The sequence below is a fragment of the Leptothrix toolikensis (SeqCode) genome (assembly GCF_057922285.1).
Window position 1 is genome coordinate 1 of record NZ_JBYSVC010000012.1, and the last position, 24,124, is coordinate 24,124.

Here is a 24,124-nt window from a genome sequence, read left to right on the forward strand (position 1 = left end):
GCACCCGTTTCAACGCTCTGCGCCAGCCCGTTCAAGTCCACCTCGGCTTGGGTGAGCTGCTCTAGGAATTGGACGCAACTGAGCTGCGCGGCTTGGGCTTCGAGCTGTAGGGCCGAGATGCGGTCGCGCTGCGGCTGCAAGCTGTGCTCGCAGCGCAGACGCTCTTCGTCCAACTGCCGCAACTGCTGCGCCAAGGCTTCGTGCGCTTGGCGCAGCAACTCCAGCGCCTCTTGGGCATCGACGCGCAGCACCAGCGCTTCTTGAAGCTGCGCATCGGTACTGCTGTCGTCGAGCTGAGCCAGCTCAGAGGCTTGTTCGGTGCGCACTTGGGCGTGATGTTGCAGCTGCTGCTCCGCCATGGCGATCACGCGCTGCTGCTCGCGCAGGCGCTCGTTCAAGGAGCGCACCGTGAAATGCACCTCTTGGGCCGCGCGCTCGGTGCGCGCTAGGCCCGCTCGCACTTCGCTCAATTGGCGCTGGCGGTGCTGCAAGGCGGCGTCGAGCGTGCCTTCTTGGGCTTGCGCATCCATCAGCGCTTCGGCCAAGCCGTCAAGCTGTGCTTGGGCATCTCGGCGGCGTTGGCCCAGCAGCTCAAAACGCTGCGTCAAGGCCACCAATTCACCGTCAAGCTGATGACGACGACGGGTCGATTGCTCCAAGCGCTGTGACAGTCGCGTCACATCGATCTGCAAGGCGTGCGCCTGACTCTGCGCCGCGACCGCTTCGCGCCGTGCTTGGGCCAGCTGCTGGCTGGCTTGCTGCATGGCTTCTTCGGTACGGACCAGTCGATGGCGTGCCTCGTCGCTGATCAAGGTTTGAGCTTGGAGCTCCAGCTCAAGGTGATGGATATCTTGGGCACGTTGCAGCAAGCCGCTTTGCTCAGAGTCCGGCGCAAAAAAGCGCACCGTGCGCTGGCCCACGCAGTGCCCCGCTGGCGTCACGATTTGCTCGCCCGGACCCAATTGCCCGCGCCACGCCAAAGCTTGTTCCAGCGTTTTGGCCGTGAACCAGCCACTCAACCAGTCGTCCAGCAGCGCATCTATCGCCTCATCGCTGCTGCTGCGGACTTGATCGCGCAGCCGCTCCCAGCCCGGATGCAGCGCCGCCAACGGCGCGCTGGGACTCACGCCATTCAAGGCCGGGCCATGCAGGGCCAAGCGGGCGGGGGGAGCATCTTGATCAAGGTGAGCCAAAGGCTCCAGTGCGTCCACTTCAAGCGCATGCAGCCGGTCGTGCAGCACGGCTTCAAGCGCTTGTTCCCAACCCGCCACCACGTTCAAGCGTTGCCACAGCCCCGCCCGGTTCTGCCAACCCCGGCGCTGCAACCACGGCTGCAAACGGCCACTGCGCTGCACATTCTCCTGCAAAGCGCGCAAAGCGCTCAACTTGGCCCCAAGCTCGGCGTGCCGGCGGCTCTCTTGCAGGCTGAGTTGCTGTTGCTGCTGATGGGTTTGGGTGCTGGTATGGGTGGCCTCGGTCGCTTGCTCCACCCGCGCTTGGGCCTCGGCCAACAACGCTTCGGCCCCGGCCAAAGCGATCTGGCTTTCTTCCAAGCGCTCCAGCTCGGCGTCGTCGTGCTGCTGGCGCTCAGCTTGGACCCGGTCGTGCTGGAGTTGCAGATCCTGTTCCCGCTCCACCAAGCTGCGCTGCTCGGCGGCCAAGACTTGGCGTTGCTGCTGCAAGCTGTTGAGTTGAGCGCGCTGGGCATCACGCACCGCTTGCGCCGTCATCAGCCGCGCCTCTTGATCGGGCAAGTCAAGGTGCTGCTGCTCGATCTGTGCGTCGAGCACGGCCACCTCTTCCTCGGCCTGCGCCAGTTGGATCTGCAAAGCATCGAGATCCAGCCGTGCCGCTTGGGCTTTGTCCTGCCACTGCTGATCAAGGCGCGCCAACTCGGCCAAGCGCTGCGTGATGCGTTCATGGCTGGTTTGGGCAAAACGCACCCGCTCTTCTAGGCGGCTCACCTGCAACGAAACTTCGGCCAGATGGCGCTGGGCCTGCATCAAGGTATCGCTGGAGGCGTAATGGGCTTGGCGCGTCTCGTCCAACTGCGCCTCGGTGTGGCGCAAAGACGCCATGCGCTCCTCAAGGGCCGTGGCGGCATCGTTCAGGGCCTGACCAACCCGCTCGGCCTCTTTGGCCGCTTCGCGGTGTTTGAGGAACCAAAGCTGATGCAACTTGAGCGTGCCGCTGTCTTGCAAGGTCTTGAAACGTGTGGCGACCTCGGCTTGGCGCTCCAACTTCTCTAGCGAGAGCCCCAACTCACGCAAGATATCCTCGACCCGGGTCAGGTTGTCGCGGGTATCGCGCAGGCGCAGCTCGGTTTCGCGGCGACGCTCTTTGTACTTCGACACCCCAGCGGCTTCTTCCAAAAACAAGCGCAACTCTTCGGGGCGCGATTCGATGATGCGATTGATGGTGCCTTGGCCAATGATGGCGTACGCCCGAGGCCCCAAGCCCGTGCCCAAAAACACGTCATGCACATCGCGCCGACGCACCGCTTGGTTGTTGATGTAGTAGGTCGAGGTGCCGTCGCGGGTGAGCGTGCGCCGCACCGCGATCTCGGCAAAGGCATTCCACTGCCCGCCGGCGCGCGCCAAGGTGTTGTCGAACACCAACTCCACACTCGCCCGACTGGCCGGTTTGCGCTGGGCCGAACCATTGAAGATCACATCCTGCATCGACTCGCCGCGTAGCTCGGAGGCTTTGGATTCGCCCAAAACCCAACGCACCGCATCAATGATGTTGGACTTACCACAGCCATTGGGCCCCACCACCCCCACCCGTTGACCGGGTAGTTGGAACTGCGTTGGTTCGGCAAAAGACTTGAAACCCGATAGTTTTAGAGAGGTCAGTCGCATGCGTAAGTCATTGATATAAAAGAAAAAACCCGCCTTGACGCGGGCTTTTTAGGGGGTACACATGATACCATTGCACACATCTAAACGTGTGGCCTGCGCCCTACTTTGCCATGTATCGTCATCTGCTCGTTCCGCTGGACAGCACCGAGCTATCGGCCTTCAACACCGGCGAGGCCATTCGCTTGGCAGCGGCGTTGTACGCCAAGATCACGTTCCTGCATGCAGTGGCCACAGACACTCTGCATGCGCCCGAAAGCTCAGTCCACAACGCGGGCACCGCCATCCTGAGCAAAGCAAGCACCGCTGCCGCAGGGGTGGGCGTGCCATGTACGGTGGAACTGGTCGCCAGCGACCACCCCGCCGAAGCGATTTTGGCTGCTGCGCAGAAACACCACTGCGACTTGATCATGATGGCCTCGCATGGCCCAAGCGGCGTGCTCTCGGGCTCCAACACCGCCCAAGTGCTGCGCCAAGCCAAGATCGCGCTGCTGATCACCCGGGTCGAGGCCAATGATCCGCGTGCCGCCACCAGCAAGGTGCTGGCGATCATCCAAGACGAGCATCGGGCCATCAGCACCGTGCTCCGAGCCGCCCAAAAGCAAGTCAACTCCGGCGCAGCGAACCTGAATTTGGTCGCTTTGGCACGCATGGTGCATTACTTGCGCGACTTCCCGAGTCAATGGCATCACCGCCGTGAAGAAGAAGCCTTGCATCAGATCTTGCGACAACGCTCGCCTGAGCATCATGCTTTGCTGGATCGTCTTGAGCTGGAGCACAAACGTGAGCATGACTTGGTGCGCAGCGTGTCAGCAGCGGTTGATGCCTGCGTAAGCTCCGGCCGGATCGACGATTTGCTGCTGCACACGCTGCAACTCCACCTTGAGATTTTTTCGCGGGCCATGGCCGCTCATATCCAAGTCGAAGAAAACACCTTGCTGCCCATCGCTCGGGATGTCCTTACCCCCCAAGAGTGGCTCCACGCCGAACACTTGTTTGAGGGCTCTTTCGACACCACAGCACGCCTATCCGACCACAGTGATCCGGCTTTTCGGGGGCTCTTCGCTGAAATCAGCCGCGATATCAAGCTTTGAATCCGTATCATCCGCGCCCATGAATCCCTTGCTCTCGCGCTTGCAGCCCTACCCGTTCGAACGGTGGCGCACCCTCATCCAAGACATTCGACCCAATCCGGCGTTCTCTGCCATCAGTCTGGGCATTGGCGAGCCCAGGCACGCCACCCCAGCGCTGATCAAAGAGCGGCTCTGTGCCTCGCTGGACGGTTTGGCCAGCTACCCCGCCACAGCGGGCGACTTGAGCCTGCGCCGCGCCTGCACCGACTGGCTGCAACGCCGCTACAGCGTCAGCCTCGACCCGGCCACTCAAGTGCTGCCCGTCAACGGCTCGCGCGAAGCACTCTTCAGTCTGGCCCAAACGGTGATCGACCCCCGTCAGCACCAAGATGTGGACGGCCCGGTGGTGCTGTGCCCGAACCCGTTCTATCAAATCTACGAAGGTGCTGCCCTGTTGGCCGGAGCCACGCCGGTGTTTGCCAACAGCGACCCCAAGCGCAATTTCGCCGCCGATGGGTCGCAGATCGACGCGGCCACGTGGGCGCGCACCCAATTGCTCTTTGTGTGCTCACCCGGCAACCCCACTGGGGCAGTGATGCCCTTGGACGAATGGGCCCGGCTGTTTGAGTTAAGCGACCGCTACGGCTTTGTCATCGCCTCTGACGAGTGCTACTCAGAGATCTATTTCCGCGAAGGCCCGGACGCGGCTCCACTGGGTGGCCTAGAAGCCGCGCTCAAACTCGGGCGCACTGATTTCAAGCGTTTGGTGCTCTTGACCAGCTTATCCAAGCGTTCGAACGTACCAGGCCTGCGCTCGGGCTTCGTGGCGGGTGACGCCGAGATCATGAAAGCCTTCTTGCTCTATCGCACCTACCACGGCAGCGCCATGAGCCCAACCGTGCAGCAAGCCAGCATCGCCGCGTGGAACGATGAAGCCCACGTTGTCGAAAACCGGGCGCTGTATCGGCAGAAATTCGCTCAAGTCACGCCGATCTTGGCCGAAGTCATGTCGGTTGCGCTCCCGGATGCTGGCTTCTACCTCTGGGCCGAAGTGCCCAAGCACATCTGTGGCGGATCGGACACCGCTTTCGCCAGCGCCTTGCTGGCTCAATACAATGTGACCGTGCTCCCCGGCAGCTATTTGGCGCGTGAGGCCCATGGGCTCAACCCCGGTGCCGGACGGGTGCGCATGGCCTTGGTGGCCAGCGTCGATGAATGCTTGGAGGCGGCGCAACGCATCCGCACCTTTATCCATGCGCAAAACTGATTCTTAAAACACCTTTCTTTTTGACGAGACAACCCATCCATGTCCACCAACCAACTACAACAAGTCATCGACGCTGCGTGGGACGACCGCGCCAACCTCTCCATCGCTTCAGCCCCGGCCGAAGTGCGCGACGCCGTCAATCACGTCATCAGCGAACTCGATGCGGGTCGAATCCGGGTGGCTGAGCGCCAAAGCGTGGGTCAGTGGCAGGTGAACCAGTGGATCAAGAAGGCCGTGCTGCTGAGCTTTCGCCTCAACGACAACGTGGTCCAAGGTGGTGGTGATCTGAACTTCTTCGACAAAGTGCCCACCAAGTTCGCCGGCATGAGCGAAGCTGAACTGCGCGCCACCGGCGTGCGCGTGGTCCCCCCCGCCGTGGCGCGGCGCGGCAGCTTCATCGCCAAGGGTGCGATCCTGATGCCGAGCTACGTCAACATTGGTGCCTACGTCGATGAAGGCACGATGGTCGATACATGGGCCGCTGTGGGCAGCTGCGCGCAGATTGGCAAGAACGTGCATCTTTCCGGCGGTGTTGGCATCGGTGGCGTGTTGGAGCCGATGCAGGCCAACCCGACCATCATCGAAGACAACTGCTTCATCGGTGCGCGCTCCGAAGTGGTCGAAGGCGTGATCGTCGAAGAAAACTCGGTGTTGTCGATGGGCGTCTATATCGGCCAAAGCACCAAGATTTATGACCGCGCCACCGGCACAGTCACCTACGGTCGTATCCCCGCCGGCTCGGTGGTCGTCAGTGGCAACATGCCTTCCAGCGATGGCAAGTACAGCCTTTACTGCGCCGTGATCGTCAAAAAGGTCGATGCCCAAACCCGGGCCAAGACCAGCATCAACGATTTGCTGCGCGACTAAGTCCCAAGTCCCCAGTCTCCGCCACCACCTCTACCCATGAGCTCTTCTGACCCCTCTGGATTGCCGATGAACAAGGACAAACGCAGCCCCGCTGCCGGCAACACCGGCCATACCGGCAATCCAAGCCCGGGGGGACAGCCGCCCAATGCCAACCTCAACAAGGGCAGCATGGAGCGCGTGCTCAAGCTGATGGCTGAGCGCAAAGGCTCGGATGTGATCTTGTCGGCCAACGTGCCGATCTTGATCAAAGTCAACGGCCAGATGGTGCCGTTGACGCACGAGCGGCTGTCGCCATCCCAACCGCGCCAGCTTTTGGCTGAGTTGCTCACCCCGCAACAGCTCGAAGAGCTGGATGACACCCATGAGCTCAATGTCGGCCTGCCGATGCCAGGCTTGGGGTTGTTCCGACTCTCTGCCTTCAAGCAACGGGGCTCAATTGCGGCGGTCTTTCGCTGGATCCCCCCCGAAATTCCCCCGCTGGAGAGCCTGCGGCTGCCCGAGTCACTGGGCAATTTGGCCTTGGAAGCGCGTGGTCTGATTCTGCTGGTGGGGGCCACCGGCAACGGCAAGAGCACCACTTTGGCGGCGATGATCAACCATCGCAACCACAACACCACCAGCCACATCCTGACCATTGAGGATCCGATCGAGTTCATGTTCACCAACAGCAAGTCGGTGATCAATCAACGCGAAGTCGGACGCGACGTGGATTCGCTCCAAATCGGTCTGCGCAACGCCATGCGCCAAGCGCCGGACTGCATCATGATCGGCGAGATTCGGGACCGCGAAACCATGACCGCTGCGCTGTCCTATGCCTTGTCCGGTCACTTGGTGATGGCCACCTTGCATGGCAACAACAGCTACCACGCGCTGGGCCGTATCCTGAGCTTCTATACCCCCGAGTCGCGCCCGGCCATGCTGGCTGACTTGTCCGCCGGGCTCAAAGCGGTGGTTTCGCAGCGACTCATGCGCTCGTTTTTTGGCACCCGCATTCCCACCGTGGAAGTGCTGCTCAACACCAAACTGGTGTCAGAGTTGATCGAACAAGGCAATTTCCCCGGGGTCAAAGAGGCGATGGAACGCTCCATCGCTGAGGGCTCCCAAACGTTCGAGCAAGACATCGCCCGACTCATCACCCAAGGGGTGGTGAATCGCGAGGAAGGTCTGCACCACGCTGATTCACCCACCAATTTGCTCTGGCGCTTGCAAAACGACAACGCCCAGAGCAAACGTGCCCCGGTCAAAGAAGAGGAAGCCGAGATCGGCCCCTCCTTCACCGAAATCACCTTGGATGTGGTGGCCCCCGATCAACCCCCCCCCCTGCGTCGCCCGCCCACGTTCCCTCCGCGCTGAGACTGACCTTTTACCCTTTACCCGTGCCCATATCTGCCGATGCCACCCTGAGCTTGCTCGAAGAGCTCATCGCCCGCCCCTCCATCACCCCCAAGGATGCTGGCTGCTTGCCCCTGATTGCCGAGCGTCTGAACGCCTTGGGCTTCACATGCCACACCCTGTCGTGGGGTCCGGGTCCAGAAGAGGCCCAAGTCGATAACCTGTGGGCGGTGCGTGAGGGTGCGCAGCCTGGGCCCACCTTGGTCTTTGCGGGCCACACCGATGTCGTGCCCACCGGCCCCTTGGCCCAGTGGCTCAGTGACCCCTTCGTGCCCACCTACCGCGACGGTCAGCTCTTTGGCCGGGGCGCAGCGGATATGAAAAGCTCCCTCGCTGCGATGGTGGTGGCCACGGAACGCTTTGTGGCCGAGCACCCTGATCACAAGGGCCGATTGGCTTTTTTGCTCACCAGCGACGAAGAAGGCCCGTCCATCGACGGCACGGTCAAGGTCTGCGGCTGGCTGCAAGAACGGGGTGAGCGCCTCGACGCCTGCATCGTTGGCGAGCCGACCTCCGTCCACCAGCTCGGTGACATGATCAAAAACGGCCGCCGGGGCTCGCTCTCGGGCCGCTTAAGCGTCCAAGGTATCCAAGGCCACATCGCCTACCCGCATTTGGCCCGCAATCCCGTGCATCAAGCTGCCCCAGCCTTGGCTGAGCTGGCGGCCGAAGTTTGGGACGCCGGCAACGATCATTTCCCGCCCACGTCATGGCAGATCTCGAATCTGCATGCGGGCACCGGAGCGACCAATGTCATTCCGGGTGAGCTGGTGGTGGACTTCAATTTCCGCTTCTCGACCGAATCGAGTCCCGAGCAGCTCAAGGCGCGCGTCCACGCCCTTTTGGACCGGCATGGGCTGAGCTACACCCTGGACTGGACCTTGAGCGGCCGGCCCTTCTTGACCCGTCCGGGCGCATTGATCGGTGCTTTGCAGGGTGCCATTCGCAGCGTGACGGGGCTGGAGACTGAGCTGTCCACCACCGGCGGCACCTCGGATGGTCGTTTCATCGCGCAGATTTGCCCCGAAGTGGTGGAGTTTGGCCCGATCAACGCCACCATCCACAAAATCAACGAGTGCTGCGCCGTGGCAGATCTGGGCCCCTTGGCTTCGATCTACCGTACAACCCTGGAGAACTTGCTGACATGAGCCGTGACGCCAAGACGGCGCAACCCATCAAGACCGTCCCCGCATTGACCATTGCGGCACTCATCGACGACATGGCGGCGCACTTGGCGCGCGCCAACATCTGGATCGACCCAAGCAGCAGCGCTTTTGATGAAGCCTGCTTGCTGGTGCTGTGGACACTGGACATGCCCTATGAAACGCTCGACAACGTCGCCCAAGCCCCGGTCGATCCCGAGCAAGCCGTGCATGTCCACCGTTTGGTTTCTGAGCGCATCCACCGGCAAATACCGGCGGCCTACTTGATCCGCGAGTGCTGGTTTCAGGGTGTGCCGTTCTACATCGATGAGCGCACTTGCGTGCCGCGCTCACTGATCGGTGAGCTGATCGTCTCGGGCGCACTCGACACTTGGTTGCATGAACGCAGCCAGCGCGTGCTGGATCTGGGCACCGGCAATGGCAGTTTGGCCGTGCTGGCCGCCTTGATGTGGCACCACGTACAGATTGACGCGGCCGACATCTCGCACGACGCCTTGGAAGTGGCGCGCATGAATGTGCAGCGCCATGGTCAATCCGACCGCATCACCTTGATCAAAAGCGATGTCCTCGCCCATGTGCGTGGCCCCTACGATCTGATCCTGTGCAACCCGCCGCACTTCAGCAGCGCCGAGTACAGCGAACTGCCCAACGAGTTGCGCGTCGAGCCCCCCCAAGCCTTGCACGGCGGTGCAGACGGGATGGATTTCATCCGCGAACTGCTGCGCCATGGCCTCGAAGTGCTCTCAGCGCAAGGCGGCTTGGTCTTAGAAATTGGTCATGCCCGCTCGGCCTTTGAAGCGGCCTTCCCCAATCTCAAGGGCGTTTGGCTACACACCCACGCGGGCTTTGATCAGGTGGTCTTGGTCAGTCGTGACGCCTTGATGCGCTGGCGCAGCACAGCCGATCTCACCCAAATCGTGCCCCATGGAAAAGCACACCCCGAGGCGGAGGCAACTCCGACCGATGGGATGCCCATGTCGATGTCGATGCCATCGGCCACAACAGCCACAGCCGCTGCGGCCGCACCCATCACCGTGATGGCGCTGGTCGATGCCATGGCCTCACGTCTGCACAGTGCCGGGGTGTCGTTCGGGCACGGCACCACCAACGCTTTTGACGAAGCGGCTTGGCTGACGCTGTGGGCGCTCAACAAACCTGTCAACGAACTGGATCAAGTCGCGCAAATGGTGGTGGCCCCTGAGCAAGCCATCCATGTGCGCCAAGTCATCAGTGAGCGCATCAGCCGACGTATCCCGGCGGCCTACCTCACGCGTGAAGCCTGGTTGCAGGGTGTGGCGTTCTATGTGGATGAGCGCGTCATCATTCCGCGCTCTTTCATCGCTGAATTGATTGCCTACGGCAGCATCGACGCTTGGCTCACCGAGCAAACCCGCCACGTGCTCGATTTGTGTACGGGCAACGGCAGCTTGGCGGTGCTGGCCGCGATGGTTTGGCCCGAAGTGGTGGTCGATGCGGCGGATCTCTCCCGTGACGCCCTCGACGTGGCGCGCATCAACGTACAACGTCACGGCTTGTCGCAACGCATCACGCTGATCGAAAGCAATGGCTTGACGCAGGTACGCGGCCCCTATGACCTGATCCTGTGCAATCCGCCCTACGTCAACAGCAGCTCCATGGCACGGCTGCCGGCCGAATACTTGGCTGAGCCGCGCATGGCGCTTGAAGGCGGCAGTGATGGCATGGACTTCATCCGCAACTTGCTGCGTGATGTCTTGGGCGTGATGAGTGAGGAGGCCGTGCTGGTGCTAGAGATTGGCAACGAGCGCCCCCATTACGACCTCGCCTTTCCAGAGCTGGAAACGGTCTGGCTGGATACCACCTCCGGCACCGATCAAGTCGCCTTGATCAGTCACGAAGCTTTGGTCCTCTGGCTGCATCACTGAGGGTTCGTGCCACCCGGCAGCATCGGTGGCTCGGGCGGTGAAAACTCGTTGCTGAGCAAGCAGACATCGTTGAACGAGATCGGCTTGACCAGCAGCCCATTGAAGCCCATCGCCAGCATGCGCGCGCGCTCTTCGGGCATGCTGTGCGCGGTGTAGGCCACCACCGGCAGGCTCTTCAGGCCCATGTCTTCGCGGATCAAGCGGCACACCGCCTCGCCACCCAAGCCGGGCATACGCAGATCCAGCAGCACAAGATCAGGGGCTGGGTCGGTCGCATGCCGCAGCACTTTCAGCGCCTCTTCCCCGCTATCCACGACTTGGGTATCCCAGTGCAAGCGGTGCAAAAAAAGCGACACCAATCGGCTGTTGAGCAAGTTGTCATCCACCACCAGCGCACGTTTTGAAGTTGTCGTCGTCGTCATGCAGAACCCGTCGATGTTGTTGTCAAAGTGGGGTCAACCCCCACAGTGGCCGAGCGCATATCGGCAAGGTAGAGCGTCACCACCGTACCGCGACCCAGTTCTGATTCAAGGGTCAATGTCGAGTGAAGCAACCCAGCCAGCTCCTTGGCCAGCGGCAACCCAAGCCCCGCACCTTGATGGGGGTGGGTCGGTTCGTGAGGATCGCTGCTCATGGCATGAAAACGTGTAAAGACCTGCGACAGACGTTGCTGTGACATACCTATCCCGCTGTCTTGGACACGCAATACAACACAACGCTGGTCCTGGCGACGCATCGACAAGGTAATCATGCCGGTATGCGTGAATTTCAGCGCATTGTTGAGCACGTTGCTCAAGATTTGCAGTACCCGCGTGCGATCCGTGCGCAGCTGCCACAACACGCCAGCGCCATCAGGCGGTAAGTCCAGCCTCAAGACCACGCGCTGTGCAGCCGCTTGAAGCGTATGCGCGCTGTGGATATGCCGCACCAGCGCCAACACATCCACCTCCTCCATGCACAAAACCATCCGGCCCGACTCGATGCGCGCCAGATCAAGCAGCCCGTTCACCAGCCGTCCTAAGTGCTGGGCGCTATCGAAAATGATCTGCGAAAACTCCTGGGTTTCGGCCGCCGAGGTGCCGTCCCGAATCAACTCGGCATAGCCAAGAATGCCGTTGAGCGGTGTGCGTAACTCGTGCGACACATTGGCCAGGAGACGGGTCTTCATCTCGCTGGCCGCGTGGGCCTGCTGTTGACTCTGGCGCAGTTGCTCCCACATGGCTTGCTGGTGGCGGGTGCTGCGAACAAGACCCACCAAAAACGCCACCACCACCACCGAGACCAAACTCGCCACAGCGTAATAAACCCGGGCTCGCGCCCCGCTTTCGGCCCGAATATCGACCACCGACATGCCCGTCAAGACCACCAGTCGATAGGCATCGAGGCGCTGGAACGACCAGAGGCGCGCCACACCATCAATCGGACTGACGCCCTGCAACACCCCACTGAATGGGGCGCTCACCACCGCATCTCTGAACAGCGCCGACGACGTGATGTCTTGGCCACCCCCATGGTCATCGCGGGTCGCACGGGCCCGGATCACACCGTCATAGCCCAGCATCGCGATCACGCCGTTTTTACCCAGATCGACGCCTTGGTAAAACCGGGTGAAATAGTCGGGGGAGAGCGAAACGACCACCACCCCGCCAAAAGCACCCGTATGCGGCTGGGTGACACGGCGAGTCACTTGGATCGACCACTTGCCCGACACCCGGCCCAACACCGGCTTGCTGATGAACAAACGATCTTCGCTGCTGTCGGCGTGAACCTTGAAATGCTCCCGGTCGCGCAGATCAACATGCTGAAAGGGCTGCGAAGAATGTGCGACCAAGCCTTGGGCGTCGATAACGCTGAGCAGTTGATAGTCAGCATCGACCATTTCTTTGTCGCGTAGATAGCCTAAAAGATCGAGGCGGGGGCCTTTGTCCAGATATTCCGCCCGCACAAAACGCGCTGCCTGATCAGCGCCTTGGATGGTTTTTGCTGAGTGCTCAGCAAAGGCCCGATTCAAATTGGTGATATTGATTTCGGCCTGATGCAAGGCTTCTTGATCCTCGCGCTCGACTTGGTAGATCACCGCCCACCAAAGCGTGATCAAGATAAAAAGCGACAAAGTCACCGCCCGATGGGCCGCATACACCGGCGGCCACCAAGCTGTAAGACGAATCAGCCATAAGAACATAGCGCAGATCGCAGCCCAAAGAGCCGTGCTTCAATCATCACGGGATCGTTTTCAGTACGCAGCTCGGCGTGCAACGCCGCAGCCTCAGGATGCCGCCGGCCCATCATGTGCAACCACTGCTTGATGCGCCCCGCCCGGTGACGCGGCTCAAAAAGCCGCTCGGTCAGCCCCCAAAAGGCATACAGCAGCGGTTGCACCGCCAACCAACTCAACGGGGGTTGATCCTCCCATGGATTCGACCGGATCGCCCGCGCCAAGCCCGGATCAGCCACCATGCCGCGCCCCAACATCAAATCCATGCAGCCGGACTCCATCCGGCAGCGCTGGGCATCGGCCACCGACCAGATTTCACCGTTGGCGATCACCGGGATCGACACCGATGCACGCACCCGGCCAATCTCATCCCAATAGGCCGGAGGTTTGTAGCCTTGGATTTGAGTGCGGCCATGCACCACCAACTCACACGCCCCGCTGGCCTCGATGGCTTGGGCGCACGTCACCGCCAAATCGGTATCACGCATGCCCAAACGCATCTTGGCCGAGACCGGCATCTCGGCGGGCACAGCGCGGCGCACGGCTTCGACGATCTGGGCGATGCGCTCGGGCGTTTCCAACAACGCCGCCCCACCGCCGTGGCGATTGACCACCTTGGCTGGGCAGCCAAAGTTCAGATCAATGCCCGCAGGGCCCAAGCTGGCCAAGCGCCCAGCGTTTTCGGCCAAACACACGGCATCACAGCCCAGCAGTTGCACCCGCACCGGCACGCCAGCGGGCGTACAACCGCCGTGGAGCAACTCTGGCGCGATGCGGTAGAACACCCGCTCCGGCAGCAAGGTGTTGGTAACACGCACGAACTCCGACACGCAGCGATCAATGCCGCCAGCACGGGTCAGGATGTCACGCAGCGAAAAATCCAGCAGCCCCTCCATCGGGGCGAGCAACAACATGGCGGGCTGGGATGGGGCCAGGGCTTATTCGCCCATCGCTTCACCCAAGCGGATGGGCAGCGTCGCCACCCAAGCAGCGTTGAAACGCACCGGCTTGGGCGCTTTGGGGAACAGCATCACCACGGTGGAGCCGAGCAAGAAGCGCCCCATCTCTTGGCCTTGGGCCAAGCGAATGTCTTGATCGGCGTAGTCCCAACGGCGGATCTCGCCCGGGCGCGGCGGGTTGACTTGACCGTGCCAAACCGTGGCCATGCTGCCCACGATGGTGGCCCCCACCAGCACCAGCACGAAGGGTCCATCCACACCTTCAAAAACGCAAACCACGCGCTCGTTGCGCGCAAACAGCCCCGGCACCCCACGCGCAGTGGTCGGATTGACCGAAAACAGCTCGCCCGGCACATACACCATGCTCAGCAGTCGCCCAGCGCACGGCATGTGGATGCGGTGGTAGTCGCGGGGGCTCAAGTAGAGCGTGGCAAAGGCACCGTCTTGAAACTTGGCAGCCAAGGCTGCATCCCCGCCCACCAAGGCGGTGGTGCTGTAGCGATGGCCCTTGGCTTGGAAGATCTGATCTTGCTCAACCAATCCAAACTGACTGATCGCCCCGTCCACCGGGCAAATCAAGCGGGCCTCAGCCAGCGGCCGCGCACCCGGCTTGAGGGCGCGGGTGAAGAAGTCGTTGAAGGTGGCGTAGCTGGCGATGTCCGGGTTGGCAGCCTCGGCCATGTTCACGTGGTAACGCCGCACAAAGCGCCGAATGATCGCCGTGGTCAGCGCCCCGCGCTCCTTGCTTGCCACCCAGCCTGCAAACGACGTCAGGGCCTGCTTGGGCAGGAGGTATTGCGGCAAAACGGCAAGACGATCAGACATGGACGACATGGATACCACGCAGGTTAAGGGGGCAAAAGCGGGCCGGATTGTACGGGCGGCGTTGCAGCCCGCTTGAGCCGCTCGGGCAAAGGTTGCGATTTCTGCTGGGCGTAGTTCACCCAAACCGTCTTGGCACCCCCGGCCGCCGCGATCACACCGGGCTCATCGACACGCTCCAAGGTGGCGTAAATGTCCACGCTGCTGCGCCCCACTGCGCCCAAGTACTGCTTGGCCAAGATGTCGCCCGGAAAGGTGAGCTGGCGATAGAAGTTGCAAAAGGCATTGACGATCACCGGCCCGGTGCCTTCCGCCCCCAAGGGCTCCGCACCTTCGAGCGAACGCAGCCATTCGATGCGCAACGTTTCGAGATAGCGGAAATACACCGTGTTGTTGACGTGCCCGAAGGCATCCATATCGCCCCAGCGAATCGGTATGACCATCTCGAAACACGGCGTCAGATCGGGCGGCAGCTCAAAACGCAAATCAGAGGCCATGGCCGTCGTCCACCTGCAAGATCGTGCCGTTGATGAAGCTACTCTCGTTGGCACACAGCGTCAGCAGCGCCAAATCCAGATCGTGCGGTTGGCCCAAGCGCTTGCGCGGCAAGCTCTGCACCACTTTTTGGCCGGCTTCGGTGTCCCAAAAGGCGGCGTTCAGATCGGTCTCGACATAGCCCGGGCACAGGGCGTTGACGTTGATACCGAACTTGCCCCACTCCAGCGCCATGGCACGTGTCATGTGAATCACCGCCGCCTTGCCCATGGCATACACGCCGATCTGGCTCAAAGCCCGCAGGCCCGCCGTGGAGGCCACGTTGACGATGCGCCCGCCGGTGAAGGTGCCCGGTGCCGCACCCCGTGAGCGCGCCACCATGCGCCGGCCCACTTCTTGGGCGACAAAGAACGCACCGCGCACGTTGATGTCAAACAGTTCGTCGTAATCGTCCGGCGTCACATCAAGCAACTTCTGGCGCGTGCTCACGCCCGAGTTGTTGACCAAGATGTCGAGCGTGCCCACTTCGGTTTCGGCGTGCGCCACGCCGGCTTTGATGCTGGCGATGTCGGTCACATCCAGCGTCACGACGTGCGCGCTGCCGCCTTCGCCTTCGATGGCGGCGCGCAAATCCTTCAGCCGCTCAGGCCGCCGACCGGCCAAAACCACCGCAGCGCCAGCGCGGCTCAGCGCCCACGCGAACTGGGTGCCTAGGCCGCTCGAAGCGCCAGTCACAAGGGCCACGCGGCCGGCCAAATCAATGCTGTAACTCATGCTCTGTACCTCTCGGAATCTCTTGGAATGGCTGGTCTTGGACGATAGCATGCACCCCCTGCTTGACCCTAGGAAGCCCCTTGGAGGGCTCCTTTAGAATCGGCACCCTCCCCGACCCCGAAGTGCATGAGGAACAACAACATGACGGCTGCCGACCTGATCGCCCAATTTGGCCCGCGCGAATCGATGGACTACGACGTGGTGATCGTTGGCGGTGGGCCCGCAGGCCTGTCGTGTGCGATTCGCCTCAAGCAAAAAGCCGCCGAGAAAGGCCAAGAGGTCTCGGTCGTGGTGTTGGAGAAAGGCTCCGAGCCGGGGGCGCACATCCTCTCGGGCGCGATCATGGATCCACGGGCGTTGCAGGAACTCTTCCCCGACTGGCAAGAGCGCGGCTGCCCCATCGGCCAGCCGGTCACCGAAGATCGCTTCCTGTTCCTCACCGCAACCGACGCCCGCCAAACGCCGGATTTCTTCCTGCCCGACTGCTTTCACAACGACGGCAACACCATCCTCAGCATCGGTACCCTGACCCGCTGGTTGGCCGAGCAAGCTGAAGGTTTGGGCGTCGAGATTTTCCCCGGCTTTGCTGCCGCTGAAGTGCTCTACGACGCACAAGGGCGCGTCAAGGGCGTGGCCACCGGCAACATGGGCTTGGGCAAGAACGGCGAGCCGACCGACAACTTCCAGCTCGGCATGGAACTGCACGCCAAGTACACCGTCTTTGCCGAAGGCGCTCGTGGGCACTTGGGCAAGCAAGTCATCGCCCGCTTCAACCTTGACGCCGGCAAAGACCCGCAAAGCTACGGCATCGGTATCAAGGAAGTTTGGGACATCGACCCGAGCAAACATCACCCGGGCTTGGTGGTGCATAGCGCCGGCTGGCCGCTGGATGGCAACACCTATGGGGGCTCGTTCCTCTATCACGCCGAAGACAACAAGGTGGCGGTCGGCTTTGTGGTCGGGCTCGACTACAAAAACCCGTGGCTCTCGCCGTTTGAAGAGTTCCAGCGCTTCAAGACGCACCCCAAGATCCGCACTTGGTTTGAAGGCGGCCAACGCGTCGCCTACGGTGCGCGCGTCATCACGGCCGGCGGCATCCTGAGCTTGCCCAAAACCGTCTTCCCGGGCGGCGCGCTGATCGGCTGCGAAGCCGGCTACTTGAACGCCAGCCGCATCAAGGGCACCCACGCCGCCATCAAGACCGGCATGCTTTGCGCTGATGCCGCCGTCGAAGCGCTGGCCGCCGGCCGCTTTCAAGACGAGCTGGAGGCCTACCCGAAGGCGTTCGAGCAAAGCTGGCTCTACACCGAACTGCAAGCTTCGAAGAACTTCAAGCAGTGGTTCAAGAAGGGCCAAGCCGTGGGCGCGCTCATGACGGGGATTGAGCAGTGGCTCTTGCCCAAGATCGGCTTCAAAGCCCCGCCGTGGACCCTGCACCGCACGGCTGCCGATCACACCTACCTCTTGCCATCTGATCAGTGCCCAAAGATCGACTACCCCAAACCGGACGGTCAGCTGACCTTTGACCGCCTCTCTTCGGTGTTTCTCAGCAACACCAACCACGAAGAAAACCAGCCCGCACACCTGACCTTGAAGGACGCTGCGGTGCCAGTGGCGCTCAACTTGGCCCGTTTCGCCGGCCCCGAACAACGCTATTGCCCCGCCGGGGTCTATGAATTTGTCCAAGCCGCTGACGGCAGCGACCGCTTGCAGATCAACGCCCAAAACTGCGTGCACTGCAAAACCTGCGACATCAAAGACCCCAGCCAAAACATCGTCTGGGTCACCCCCGAAGGCGGCGGCGGGCCGAATTACGCCGGGATGTGAGGCGGGAGGGGGTAGACACCTCCTTGGCGTGATCAGCCCGCTTGCAGCAAGGTCTTGCTGTAGCGCAGGAACTCGTCCAAATGCACGGTGATGATCTTCACCGTGATGGGCAATTGCAGCGCTTGGTAGTCATGCACAGCGATGTTGCGAAACCCCACCATGCGCTTCAGGCTCTCGGCCAGATCCGGCTCGATCCGCCCGGACTGAGCAAGCAAGGTAAACACATCGCGCGCACTCTGGGGCACACCAAGGCGATCACGCCGTACAAGGTGCTGGCCCATGTCCAACGCGGCCTCGCAAGCCCGTTGGATGTTCAAAATCGCCGCGTCTTGGCGGGTGAAATCGGTGGCGAAACCCGCAGGGTCACGGTCGTACTCTTCATGGACACGGCGAACGCAGCGCTCAATGGTGGCGGCCTTGTTGAGCAAAACGTCATCGACCATGAATCACGCCCTCCTTGGCGATGTCATCCAACAAGCCCACCCTGGCCGTATCGAGCGCCGTTTTCTCGCTCAGGATGAAGGCTTCAAAGATCCCGGCCTGCACATCCTTGGCCCACCAACGCTGCCCCAGTGTGATGATTTGGTACTGCATGACCGTTGAAGCGGCGCGCAGATCCAGCAAATCGACCGGACAACCGGCCACGTCGGCAAGATCGCCAGCAAGCTCCCAAAGCCCCAGCGGCTCGGCATAGCCCGCCACCAACACGGCCAAATCCAAATCACTTTCAGGCCCGGCCGTGCCTTGCACCCGACTGCCAAAAGCGTAGAGCGCCCACAGATCCGGCACCCGCTCATGCACAAGCTGTTCGATGGCCGGGCGATTCATCGTCCCCCCAGCAACCGCTCGGCCAAAGCAAAGTCTTCGGGCCAAGTGACTTTGAAGTTGAAGGCGTCGCCGCGCACCAAGCGCGGGGCGTGGCCCAGGGCTTCGATGGCGCTTGACTCGTCGGTCACGGGGAATCCACCCGCTTGGGCGTGCAGCAGGGCTGGGCGCAACAGGCCGAGGCGGAACATTTGCGGCGTCTGCGCGGCCCATTTGCCGCTGCGGTCGATGGTTCGGGCCACGCGAGGCCCCGGGCTGGTGAGGTCGGCTGAGCCAACCTCTTCTTTGAGCGTGTCGGCCAGCGGCAGCGCCAGCAAGCCGCCCACTTCGTCGTCGGCACAGGCGTCGAGCAGTCGGTCCACCCAACCCGGCTGGATCAGACAGCGGGCAGCGTCATGCACCAGCACCCAGTCGTGCGGCTGCGCGCCGCGCTCCAGCAAGGCTTGCAAGCCCGCTGCGACGCTCTCGGCCCGGGTAGCACCACCGCAGCGCGCCACCCAGCCGCGCTCGCCCTCAAAGCCCGGCACCACCGCTTCGAAATGGCGGTCTTCGGGCGAAAGCACCACCAAGGTGGCGTCCAAGCGGCTGACTTGAGCCAAGGCGGCCAAGGTATGCGCCACCACGGGGCGACCCGCCACCGGGTGATATTGCTTGGGGCCGCCCACACCGGCACGGCTGCCCACGCCCGCACAAGGCACCAAGGCAAAACAACGAGGAAGGGTTCCGATTTGCATGGGGCGTGATTGTGCAGCTTAGGATGGCACCATGAATGACACCCAAGACATCTACACCGAGCCCTACCCGATCGACACCGACACCTTGGCCCACCTTGGCCCGCTGCGCGGCATGGCCGGCATCTGGCAAGGCACCCGAGGGCTTGATGTCAAACCGAAGGCCGAAGGCCCCAAAAAGCAGGCGTATGTGGAACGCATCGAGCTGCAACCGATTGATCCGCAGACCAACGGCCCGCAATTGCTCTACGGTCTGCGCTATCACACCCACATCACCAAGCCCGATCAGCGCAAGACCTATCACGAGCAAGTCGGCTACTGGTTGTGGGAGCCCGCCACCGGCAGCGTGATCCACACGCTCAGCATCCCGCGCGGCTTGGTGGCCCTCGCATCGGGCCAGACCACCGCCGACGCCACCACCTTCGAGCTGCTCGCCACCCAAGGTCTTGACACCTTCGGCATCTGCTCAAGCCCCTTCTTGCACCACGCCTTCAAAACCACCGAGTTCCGCATCACGGTGACCCTGCACCCCGAAGACGGCACATGGTCGTATGAACAAGACACCGTGATGCAGATCCAAGGCCGGGATGAACCCTTTCACCACACCGACCGCAACGTGCTGCACAAGATCGCCGAGCCCACACCGAATCCGCTGGCGCGGGGGTGACTCATGGATGGCTCAGTGGCTCACTGCCGGGCTGATGGGCCGTAGAAATGGGCCTTGAAGGCCGGCCGGAAGGCTTGGTGGCAACCCAAGCAGCCGGTCTGCAAGTCAGCAAAGGCCCGGATCACGGCCGCACCATCTTGGCGCTCAGCCGCCTCGATCATGCTGTGGGCGGCGTGGTGGGTGGTTTCGTCGTGCGCTTTGAACTTGCTGATATCGGTGCCGATAAAACTCAGGATGCGAATTTTTTCGAGCGCCGGAGGCTCTTGGTGTTCAGCCACCTTGGGGGCCGTGCGAGCCACGAGCGCCCAATCTTCTTGAGCGATGGCTCCTGCCAACGTCTGCATATGCTGCCCCAACGCTTGCATGATGCCGCGCAGCGCCAGCGGTGATGGCGACGGTGACGGCGAGAGCTGTTGGGGCTCAGGCTCTTTGGACCAAACTGCACAGCTGCTGCTGAGCAAAACACTCAGAACGCCGGCGCCCATCAGGGGTTGCCATGCCGCAAAGAAAGCTCGATGGGGGGTCTTGGAAATGGTCATGGATAGAGTCCTTGGCCTGTTTCTTCTTCGGTCCGACCATCACGGATGTGATAAATCCGCTTGAAGGTCGGGATGATTTTTTCGTCGTGGGTCACCACGATGATGGCGGTTTCGAATTGCTGCGCCATTTGATTCAAGAGACGGATCACGGCCAGTGCCCGTTCGCTGTCGAGTGGTGCGGTGGGCTCATCGGCCAAGATCACCGGCGGGCGGTTGATCAGGGCGCGAGCAATCGCCACCCGCTGCTGTTCGCCACCAGAGAGTTGCGAAGGCATGGCACGGGCGCGGTGGCCCACATCCAAAGCGTCCAACAAATCACGCGCCTGACGCCTGGCCTCGGCATTGGGCCGGCCAGCCAGCATGGGCAAGAGCGCCACGTTGTCCGTCACATCTAAAAAGGGGATCAAGTAGGGGGCCTGAAAAACGAACCCAATCTTGTCGCGGCGCAAAGCGCGCAGATCCGAGGTTTTCCAGCCTTGCTCATAGATCACCGCCCCGCCTAAGCTCATGCGTCCGGCCGTGGGTTCAATCACCGCTCCGAGACACTTGAGCAGCGTCGATTTCCCGGAACCGGAAGGACCGATCAAGCCCACCACTTCCCCCGGAGCCACAGCCATATCCACGCCCTTGAGCGCATCCACCGCCGTTTGGCCTTGACCATAACGCTTGGTCAGGCCCTCGATATGAATGCCGTTATCCACCGATAGCCTCCGCAGGATCGACCTTCAGGGCCGCGCGAATCGCCAACACACTGGCCAACACGCAAATCAAAAGCACCGCCGCCAAGCCCCGCAGCGCATCACCCGGCTCAAGCAGCACATATTTCGGAAAAGCCGGTGCCCAAAAGGTGGCAGCGGTCTTGCCCACCACAAAACCGATCAAACCCAGCGCAAGGGCTTGCTGCACGATCATGGCGGCAATGGTGCGATTCTTGGTGCCAATGAGCTTGAGCACAGCGATCTCGCGGATCTTGCCCATCGTCAAGGTGTAGATGATGAAAGCCACAATGGCGGCGCTGACGATGGCCAAAATCACCAAAAACATGCCGATCTGGCGCGCTGAGGTCGCAATCAACTTCGCCACCAAGATGTCTTCCATCTGCGCGCGGGTGTACACCGATAAGTGCAGCCAACGCCGAATCGGTGCGGCGACCGCCTCAGGATCAACCCCGGGCTGGATCTGGACCAACACCGCGTTCACAAAGGGGTTGCTGTTTTGAGACGCCAACACCGCATCAAACACCCCTGGCAAACCGGGCCGGTTCAAGGCCGGGTTTTGCTTGGTGCGCGCGCGCTGCTGCACGATGGCCTCGTTGTCTTTAAGGAACTGGGCTTCCTGCGCGTCCTTCAGGGGAATAAACACCATCGGGTCACCGCCCGACGAAACCATGCGGCGCGTCAAGCCAACCACGGTGTAGACCTGACGCCGAATGTGGATCGACTCGCCCAAGGCCAAACCGCTGGCCACGTCTGCCACCGCTTCGTAGTGGCTGCGGGTGATGTGCCGGCCAGCGACCAAGTAAGGTGGCTGGCCGGGATAACCGGGGCCATCCGGGCTGACACCCACCACCATCGCCCGCACATCCTTGGCGTGCGCTGCGGATACCGATGCGGTGGGGCGCACTTGCATCGTCAAGTACGTGACGTTGGCGGCACGAACCACACCGTCCATACCGCGCAGATGCTGCCAAGTGCTGTCATGCAAACTGGAAGCCTCTGCATACGGCCCTTGGGTATCTTGCTGCACCACCCAAAGATCGGCACCGCTGTTGTTCAACAACGCTTGGGCATCATCGACCATGCCCCGGTACACCCCGGCCATGGTCAACGTCACACCGATCAAGAGCCCGAGGCCAACGCCGGTAAAGAGGAACTTGCCCCAGCCATGCAAGATATCGCGTCCCGCAAGACTGATCATGGCAACACCCGCTCCACCACCTTGATGCGACTGCGGGCGTCCAAGGCCTTATGACTGTGGGTCACCACGTTTTCACCCCCCTGCAAACCCGCCAGCACCTGAACACGGCCTTCCAGATCGGTCGCTCCCATGCGAATCGGTACAAAGCGCAGGCCTGATGCCTCCTCCACCTGCCAAACACCCAACTGTCCCTCAACGCGCTGCACGCTGGCATTCGAAATCACAGGCCGCTTCGGTTGGACGGCCAAAGCCACGGTGATCTCAGCACTCTCACCCAAGGGGGGTAAAGGATCCGGCAGCTGATCGAAGATCACCTTGGCCAGCACTTCTTCGGTCACAGCATCGGCGTGGGGTTCGATACGGACGATGTGGCCGTTCATCGCCTCGCGCCCTTGGGAGCGCAGCACGATCTTGACCGCCAAGCCCGGTTGCAAACCCACAGCCCGCTGCTGATCAAAACGTGCATGCAACCAAACGCTGTGGGGATCCACCACCTCCACCACCGACTGACCCGCCACGACCGTGGTGCCTGGATCGACATCACGCCGGGTGACCAGACCGTCGATGGGTGACACCAAACGCAGATTAGCCCGCTGGCGCAGCAGTCCTTCCCGGTCGGCCTTGAGACGCAGGCCCTCTTGACGGATAGCCTCCAAATTCGCCCGCGCCGTTGATACCCCAGCTTGCGCCAGCACCCGTTCTTGCTGTTTGATCGCCATCGCCTCAGCGGTGATGGACTGGGCGCTCAACAGCGCCTCATAGCGCTGCACTTGAGCATCAGCAAAGACCTGCCGGGCACTCAGTTCTTGGAGCTGGGCCTGAGCGGCTTGCACACTGGCTTCGGTGCGTTTCATGGCCGCATCTTGGGCTTGGATCTTGTCGTCTAGATCGACCGAATCCAGCTCACCAAGCACCTGTCCCGCTTTGACATGATCCCCGGGCTGAACGTGCAACCGCAGGATGCGCCCTGCGGAGGTCGAACCGATGCGGTGGGTGGCAGATGCCTCGACCAGACCCAACCCAAACAACGCCGGCGTGAGCGCTTCAACCTCCACCCGCGCCACCTGCACTGGTACCGGAGCAAGCGGCCCCGCACGCAAAGCGACCCACGCAAAGAGTCCCAGCAACGGCAGCAAAACCGCGATCAGCGCCAAGGTGCGGCCCTGTGTTGTGAGCCACAACTTTATCCACGATGTCATCGAGAACCTTTCATGCCACGCACGTAGATGTCAAAAACGGCCGGTGCCTGCGTGCGCATGCGCCCGATATCACCCGAGAGCAGCGACTGCATCACCAAACCCTGCACCGTGCCAATAAAGAGCATCGCGGCGGCTTGGGTCACCACGTCGGGGGTGATGTCACCGTTGGCCTTGCCCTGCTCAATGCGCTGACAAATGCGCTCGGCATAACGTTGGATCAGGGTCTGAGCCATGCGTTTGGCCGGGGTCGATTCGGTGCGTTGCAATTCACCGAACATCATCCGTGGCACACCGGGGTGCTCGATCACGAAATCAACATGGCTCATGAACATGGCACGCATCGCCTCCAAGGGCGTTCCATCGAGGCCCTCCGCTGCACGGTCGATACGCGAGAGCAGCCGCTCCGCCACCCAGCCCATCACCGCCTCCCAGATCGCGTCTTTGCTGGGGAAATGACGAAACAGCGCGCCTTGGGTCAAGTGCATGTGCTTGGCAATGGCGGCAGTGGTGATGTCGCTCGGATTTTGCTGACCCGCCAAATCCACCACCGCTTCCACCGTCACGGCCCGACGCTCATCGGCCGGCAGATATTTCGGGTTGTCGCTCAAAAATCACCTCAAAAATAGTAAT

Annotated in this window: 23 protein-coding genes and 1 pseudogene; 9 read left to right on the forward strand and 15 right to left on the reverse strand. The window is 61.8% G+C overall.

Annotated features, from left to right (window positions below; genetic code table 11):
* A partial coding sequence (smc, locus tag AC3VI7_RS03360; protein WP_489671392.1) for a chromosome segregation protein SMC occupies positions 1–2,861 on the reverse strand: 2,861 nt, incomplete at its 3' end.
* 110 nt (positions 2,862–2,971) lie between these two features.
* Between smc and AC3VI7_RS03365 the strand changes: the two genes are divergently transcribed.
* From AC3VI7_RS03365 to prmB (AC3VI7_RS03395), 7 genes and pseudogenes are all read left to right on the forward strand, one after another.
* Positions 2,972–3,952, forward strand: a complete 981-nt coding sequence (locus AC3VI7_RS03365) for a universal stress protein (RefSeq protein ID WP_489668852.1) — start codon at positions 2,972–2,974, stop codon at positions 3,950–3,952.
* A 19-nt stretch (positions 3,953–3,971) separates the two neighbouring features.
* Entirely contained in the window at positions 3,972–5,198 is a 1,227-nt protein-coding gene (dapC, locus tag AC3VI7_RS03370) for a succinyldiaminopimelate transaminase (RefSeq protein ID WP_489668853.1), read from the forward strand.
* 39 nt (positions 5,199–5,237) lie between these two features.
* Complete coding sequence (dapD, locus tag AC3VI7_RS03375; RefSeq protein WP_489668854.1) at positions 5,238–6,065, forward strand: 2,3,4,5-tetrahydropyridine-2,6-dicarboxylate N-succinyltransferase; 828 nt, start codon at positions 5,238–5,240, stop codon at positions 6,063–6,065.
* Between the two features lie 168 nt (positions 6,066–6,233).
* Positions 6,234–7,418, forward strand: a complete 1,185-nt coding sequence (locus AC3VI7_RS03380) for a PilT/PilU family type 4a pilus ATPase (protein ID WP_489668889.1) — start codon at positions 6,234–6,236, stop codon at positions 7,416–7,418.
* Positions 7,419–7,441: 23 nt separating this feature from the next.
* On the forward strand, positions 7,442–8,605 hold the full coding sequence (gene dapE, locus AC3VI7_RS03385) for a succinyl-diaminopimelate desuccinylase (protein WP_489668855.1): 1,164 nt from the start codon (positions 7,442–7,444) through the stop codon (positions 8,603–8,605).
* Positions 8,606–8,676: 71 nt separating this feature from the next.
* Positions 8,677–9,504 (forward strand): annotated as a pseudogene (gene prmB, locus AC3VI7_RS03390) (50S ribosomal protein L3 N(5)-glutamine methyltransferase); the annotation flags it as partial.
* Positions 9,505–9,594: 90 nt separating this feature from the next.
* Complete coding sequence (gene prmB, locus AC3VI7_RS03395; protein ID WP_489668890.1) at positions 9,595–10,524, forward strand: 50S ribosomal protein L3 N(5)-glutamine methyltransferase; 930 nt, start codon at positions 9,595–9,597, stop codon at positions 10,522–10,524.
* On the opposite strand, the gene AC3VI7_RS03400 is transcribed toward prmB (AC3VI7_RS03395), so the two are convergent.
* The 6 genes from AC3VI7_RS03400 to AC3VI7_RS03425 are packed head-to-tail and all read right to left on the reverse strand — an operon-like array spanning position 10,518 to position 15,789.
* A complete protein-coding gene (locus AC3VI7_RS03400; RefSeq protein ID WP_489668856.1) occupies positions 10,518–10,946 on the reverse strand; it encodes a response regulator in 429 nt (142 codons plus the stop codon). The two genes, prmB (AC3VI7_RS03395) and AC3VI7_RS03400, sit on opposite strands and share 7 nt — an antisense overlap.
* Positions 10,943–12,706, reverse strand: coding sequence for a cache domain-containing sensor histidine kinase (locus tag AC3VI7_RS03405; protein WP_489668857.1), 1,764 nt, complete (start codon positions 12,704–12,706; stop codon positions 10,943–10,945). Before AC3VI7_RS03405 ends, AC3VI7_RS03400 begins: the two co-directional genes overlap by 4 nt.
* Positions 12,691–13,653 carry a tRNA dihydrouridine synthase gene (locus tag AC3VI7_RS03410; RefSeq protein WP_489668858.1) on the reverse strand — a complete coding sequence of 321 codons (963 nt, stop codon included), beginning with the start codon at positions 13,651–13,653 and terminating at the stop codon, positions 12,691–12,693. Before AC3VI7_RS03410 ends, AC3VI7_RS03405 begins: the two co-directional genes overlap by 16 nt.
* Before the next feature lie 24 nt (positions 13,654–13,677).
* A complete protein-coding gene (gene asd, locus AC3VI7_RS03415; RefSeq protein ID WP_489668891.1) occupies positions 13,678–14,523 on the reverse strand; it encodes an archaetidylserine decarboxylase in 846 nt (281 codons plus the stop codon).
* Between the two features lie 23 nt (positions 14,524–14,546).
* Entirely contained in the window at positions 14,547–15,017 is a 471-nt protein-coding gene (locus AC3VI7_RS03420; RefSeq protein ID WP_489668859.1) for an acyl-CoA thioesterase, read from the reverse strand.
* Positions 15,007–15,789 carry an SDR family oxidoreductase gene (locus tag AC3VI7_RS03425; protein WP_489668860.1) on the reverse strand — a complete coding sequence of 261 codons (783 nt, stop codon included), beginning with the start codon at positions 15,787–15,789 and terminating at the stop codon, positions 15,007–15,009. Before AC3VI7_RS03425 ends, AC3VI7_RS03420 begins: the two co-directional genes overlap by 11 nt.
* A gap of 126 nt (positions 15,790–15,915) precedes the next feature.
* Here AC3VI7_RS03425 and AC3VI7_RS03430 point away from each other — a divergent pair, with 126 nt between their 5' ends.
* Complete coding sequence (locus tag AC3VI7_RS03430; RefSeq protein WP_489668861.1) at positions 15,916–17,616, forward strand: electron transfer flavoprotein-ubiquinone oxidoreductase; 1,701 nt, start codon at positions 15,916–15,918, stop codon at positions 17,614–17,616.
* Positions 17,617–17,648: 32 nt separating this feature from the next.
* Here the strand turns inward: AC3VI7_RS03430 and hepT are convergent, their stop codons facing one another.
* From hepT to ispD, 3 genes are read right to left on the reverse strand one after another with little or no spacing between them, the layout of a single operon-like run.
* Positions 17,649–18,059 carry a type VII toxin-antitoxin system HepT family RNase toxin gene (gene hepT, locus AC3VI7_RS03435; RefSeq protein ID WP_369416550.1) on the reverse strand — a complete coding sequence of 137 codons (411 nt, stop codon included), beginning with the start codon at positions 18,057–18,059 and terminating at the stop codon, positions 17,649–17,651.
* Positions 18,049–18,444: a type VII toxin-antitoxin system MntA family adenylyltransferase antitoxin gene (gene mntA / locus AC3VI7_RS03440; RefSeq protein WP_489668862.1), complete on the reverse strand. Its 396-nt coding sequence runs from the start codon at positions 18,442–18,444 to the stop codon at positions 18,049–18,051. Before mntA ends, hepT begins: the two co-directional genes overlap by 11 nt.
* The gene (gene ispD / locus AC3VI7_RS03445) at positions 18,441–19,175 is read right to left on the reverse strand and encodes a 2-C-methyl-D-erythritol 4-phosphate cytidylyltransferase (RefSeq protein WP_489668863.1); all 735 of its coding nucleotides are present in this window, start codon (positions 19,173–19,175) and stop codon (positions 18,441–18,443) included. The genes mntA and ispD overlap by 4 nt, the downstream gene beginning before the upstream one ends.
* Positions 19,176–19,206: 31 nt before the next feature.
* Here ispD and AC3VI7_RS03450 point away from each other — a divergent pair, with 31 nt between their 5' ends.
* Positions 19,207–19,839: an FABP family protein gene (locus AC3VI7_RS03450; RefSeq protein ID WP_489668864.1), complete on the forward strand. Its 633-nt coding sequence runs from the start codon at positions 19,207–19,209 to the stop codon at positions 19,837–19,839.
* A 20-nt stretch (positions 19,840–19,859) separates the two neighbouring features.
* Here the strand turns inward: AC3VI7_RS03450 and AC3VI7_RS03455 are convergent, their stop codons facing one another.
* The 5 genes from AC3VI7_RS03455 to AC3VI7_RS03475 are packed head-to-tail and all read right to left on the reverse strand — an operon-like array spanning position 19,860 to position 24,102.
* A complete protein-coding gene (locus AC3VI7_RS03455) occupies positions 19,860–20,378 on the reverse strand; it encodes a cytochrome c (RefSeq protein ID WP_489668865.1) in 519 nt (172 codons plus the stop codon).
* Positions 20,375–21,079 (reverse strand): ABC transporter ATP-binding protein, encoded by a 705-nt coding sequence (locus tag AC3VI7_RS03460; RefSeq protein ID WP_369420807.1) that lies wholly within the window; start codon positions 21,077–21,079, stop codon positions 20,375–20,377. The genes AC3VI7_RS03455 and AC3VI7_RS03460 overlap by 4 nt, the downstream gene beginning before the upstream one ends.
* A complete protein-coding gene (locus AC3VI7_RS03465; RefSeq protein ID WP_369420808.1) occupies positions 21,072–22,295 on the reverse strand; it encodes an ABC transporter permease in 1,224 nt (407 codons plus the stop codon). The genes AC3VI7_RS03460 and AC3VI7_RS03465 overlap by 8 nt, the downstream gene beginning before the upstream one ends.
* On the reverse strand, positions 22,292–23,494 hold the full coding sequence (locus tag AC3VI7_RS03470) for an efflux RND transporter periplasmic adaptor subunit (RefSeq protein WP_489668866.1): 1,203 nt from the start codon (positions 23,492–23,494) through the stop codon (positions 22,292–22,294). The genes AC3VI7_RS03465 and AC3VI7_RS03470 overlap by 4 nt, the downstream gene beginning before the upstream one ends.
* A complete protein-coding gene (locus tag AC3VI7_RS03475) occupies positions 23,491–24,102 on the reverse strand; it encodes a TetR/AcrR family transcriptional regulator (protein WP_489668867.1) in 612 nt (203 codons plus the stop codon). Before AC3VI7_RS03475 ends, AC3VI7_RS03470 begins: the two co-directional genes overlap by 4 nt.
* Positions 24,103–24,124 lie beyond the last annotated feature (22 nt).

Excerpts from the sequence above, each read along its gene's own strand:
- AC3VI7_RS03365 (WP_489668852.1), top strand. The coding sequence starts at position 2,972 with ATGTATCGTCATCTGCTCGTTCCGCTGGACAGCACCGAGCTATCGGCC.
- dapC (WP_489668853.1), top strand. The coding sequence starts at position 3,972 with ATGAATCCCTTGCTCTCGCGCTTGCAGCCCTACCCGTTCGAACGGTGG.
- dapD (WP_489668854.1), top strand. The coding sequence starts at position 5,238 with ATGTCCACCAACCAACTACAACAAGTCATCGACGCTGCGTGGGACGAC.
- AC3VI7_RS03380 (WP_489668889.1), top strand. The coding sequence starts at position 6,234 with ATGGAGCGCGTGCTCAAGCTGATGGCTGAGCGCAAAGGCTCGGATGTG.
- prmB (WP_489668890.1), top strand. The coding sequence starts at position 9,595 with ATGTCGATGTCGATGCCATCGGCCACAACAGCCACAGCCGCTGCGGCC.
- AC3VI7_RS03400 (WP_489668856.1), bottom strand. The coding sequence starts at position 10,946 with ATGACGACGACGACAACTTCAAAACGTGCGCTGGTGGTGGATGACAAC.
- AC3VI7_RS03405 (WP_489668857.1), bottom strand. The coding sequence starts at position 12,706 with ATGTTCTTATGGCTGATTCGTCTTACAGCTTGGTGGCCGCCGGTGTAT.
- AC3VI7_RS03410 (WP_489668858.1), bottom strand. The coding sequence starts at position 13,653 with ATGTTGTTGCTCGCCCCGATGGAGGGGCTGCTGGATTTTTCGCTGCGT.
- asd (WP_489668891.1), bottom strand. The coding sequence starts at position 14,523 with ATGTCTGATCGTCTTGCCGTTTTGCCGCAATACCTCCTGCCCAAGCAG.
- AC3VI7_RS03420 (WP_489668859.1), bottom strand. The coding sequence starts at position 15,017 with ATGGCCTCTGATTTGCGTTTTGAGCTGCCGCCCGATCTGACGCCGTGT.
- AC3VI7_RS03425 (WP_489668860.1), bottom strand. The coding sequence starts at position 15,789 with ATGAGTTACAGCATTGATTTGGCCGGCCGCGTGGCCCTTGTGACTGGC.
- AC3VI7_RS03430 (WP_489668861.1), top strand. The coding sequence starts at position 15,916 with ATGAGGAACAACAACATGACGGCTGCCGACCTGATCGCCCAATTTGGC.
- hepT (WP_369416550.1), bottom strand. The coding sequence starts at position 18,059 with ATGGTCGATGACGTTTTGCTCAACAAGGCCGCCACCATTGAGCGCTGC.
- mntA (WP_489668862.1), bottom strand. The coding sequence starts at position 18,444 with ATGAATCGCCCGGCCATCGAACAGCTTGTGCATGAGCGGGTGCCGGAT.
- ispD (WP_489668863.1), bottom strand. The coding sequence starts at position 19,175 with ATGCAAATCGGAACCCTTCCTCGTTGTTTTGCCTTGGTGCCTTGTGCG.
- AC3VI7_RS03450 (WP_489668864.1), top strand. The coding sequence starts at position 19,207 with ATGAATGACACCCAAGACATCTACACCGAGCCCTACCCGATCGACACC.
- AC3VI7_RS03455 (WP_489668865.1), bottom strand. The coding sequence starts at position 20,378 with ATGACCATTTCCAAGACCCCCCATCGAGCTTTCTTTGCGGCATGGCAA.
- AC3VI7_RS03465 (WP_369420808.1), bottom strand. The coding sequence starts at position 22,295 with ATGATCAGTCTTGCGGGACGCGATATCTTGCATGGCTGGGGCAAGTTC.
- AC3VI7_RS03470 (WP_489668866.1), bottom strand. The coding sequence starts at position 23,494 with ATGACATCGTGGATAAAGTTGTGGCTCACAACACAGGGCCGCACCTTG.